1 protein-coding gene is annotated in these 2,196 nt (G+C 56.1%); it reads right to left on the reverse strand.

Annotation, left to right across the window (positions count from 1 at the left end; all coding sequences use genetic code 11):
* Positions 1 to 2,188 (reverse strand): immunoglobulin-like domain-containing protein (locus BFQ00_RS13480; protein WP_371914196.1); only part of this gene is annotated, 2,188 nt, incomplete at its 3' end.
* Between the last annotated feature and the right edge of the window lie 8 nt (positions 2,189 to 2,196).

Below are 2,196 nucleotides of genomic sequence, written 5' to 3' on the forward strand. Positions count from 1 at the left end.
CAGTACCGGCCTTGTTGCTCAAAGTCGCGGTGTACGTGATTTGCCCACCTTCGTTGACTGCGCTTGGCGCGGTCAGGGTAACGGTGGTGGTGTTGTCGGTGCCCGGAGTATCAGTAACGGTGGTGTTAACTGGCGTGGTGCCTGGCACCAAGTTCTCGAAGTGCTCGCCGCCAGTGACAGTCTTGATAGCAGTGGTGACGGTCTGATCGCCCTTGTACACATCATCCGGCGCAACAACCGAAACGCTGGCGCTCGATTGGTTTACACCGATAGTGATGCTCTGTCCGTTATCCAGCGTCACGGTCAGCGGGTTGGTGATGTTAGTCACCGGCGCGCCGTTTTTATCCACAAGGCTGGCGGTGTAGACGATGTTGCCGCCTTCACCGACCGTGGTGGTGGCGGTCAGGACCACGTCGACCTTGTCGATGGTGTCGTTGATCGCAGTGGTTGCGCCGTTGCCAGCAACCTCCAACTTCTCAAAGTTGCCGCCCGTTGCGTCGGTAATCTTGACCGTCTGAGTGCTCTTGTCGATGAACACGTCATCGCTTGGCGCAGGGACGGTGACGGTGCCGACGGTATCGCCAGCCTTGATGATAATCGACGAACCGTTATCCAACTTCAGCGTAACGTCGCTGCCTGCTTTATTGGAAAGCGTAGCGGTGTAGGTGATCTGGCCACCTTCGTTAACAGCATTTGGTGCGGTCAGCGTGACAATCGTAGTGTTGTCAGTACCGGGGGTATCAGTCACGGTTGTAGTGACTTTGTCGGTACCTGGAACGAGGTTTTCGAAGTGCTCGGCGCCAGTAACGCCTTTGATCGCGGTTGTAACGGTTTGGTCGCCCTTGTACACGTCATCCGGTGCAATAACCGAAACGCTGGCGCTCGATTGGTTCACGCCGATAGTGATGCTCTGGCCATTATCCAGCGTCACCGTCAGCGGATTGGTGATGTTAGTCACCGGCGCACCGTTTTTATCCACAAGGCTGGCGGTATAAACGATGTTGCCGCCTTCACCGACGGTGGTGGTAGCGGTCAGGACTACATCGACCTTGTCGATGGTGTCGTTGATCGTGGTGCTCGCACCGTTGCCCGCGACTTCCAATTTCTCAAAGTTGCCGCCAGTGGTTTCAGCGATCTGAACGGTCTGAGTGCTCTTATCGATAAACACGTCATCGCTTGGAGCTGGCACCGTCACGGTGCCGACAGTGTCGCCGGCTTTAATGGTGATGCTTGAGCCGTTATCCAGCTTCAAAGTTACGTCAGTACCGGCCTTGTTGCTCAAAGTCGCGGTGTACGTGATTTGCCCACCTTCGTTGACTGCGCTTGGCGCGGTCAGGGTAACGGTGGTGGTGTTATCAGTGCCCGGAGTATCAGTAACGGTGGTGTTAACTGGCGTGGTGCCAGGCACCAAGTTCTCGAAGTGCTCGCCACCAGTGACAGTCTTGATAGCAGTGGTGACGGTCTGATCGCCTTTATAGACGTCATCCGGCGCAATAACCGAAACGCTGGCGCTCGATTGGTTTACACCGATAGTGATGCTCTGGCCGTTATCCAACGTCACGGTCAACGGATTGGTGATGTTAGTCACCGGCACGCCGTTCTTATCCACAAGGCTGGCGGTGTAGACGATGTTGCCGCCTTCGCCGACGGTGGTGGTGGCGGTCAGTACCACATCGACCTTGTCGATGGTGTCATTGATCGTGGTGGTCGCACCATTGCCCGCAACTTCCAATTTCTCGAAGTTACCGCCGGTGGTTTCGGTGATCTGAACGGTTTGTGTGCTCTTGTCGATGAACACGTCATCGCTTGGCGCAGGAACGGTCACGGTGCCGACGGTTTCACCAGCTTTGATGGTGATGTTCGAACCGTTATCGAGTTTCAGCGTGACGTCAGTACCGGCCTTATTACTTAAGGTCGCGGTATAGGTGATCTGACCACCCTCGCTCGCTGCAGCCGGCGCGGTCAGCGTAACGGTTGTGGTATCGACGGAATCGGTAATGGTGGTGAGTGCCGGAGTCGTGCTCGGCACCAGACTTTCAAAATTGCCACCGGTTGCGCCGGTGATAGTGGTGCTGACGGTCGAACCGTTGACGTAGACGTCATTGGCCGGCGTATCGACAACAACAGTACCTGTGGACTCACCCGCCTTGATGGTAATCACCGAGCCATTGCTCAGGGTGACGTTCACCGGGGTTT

This window comes from Pseudomonas sp. 28 E 9 (assembly GCF_900004785.1).
GTDB classification, from domain to species: Bacteria; Pseudomonadota; Gammaproteobacteria; order Pseudomonadales; family Pseudomonadaceae; genus Aquipseudomonas; species Aquipseudomonas orientalis_A.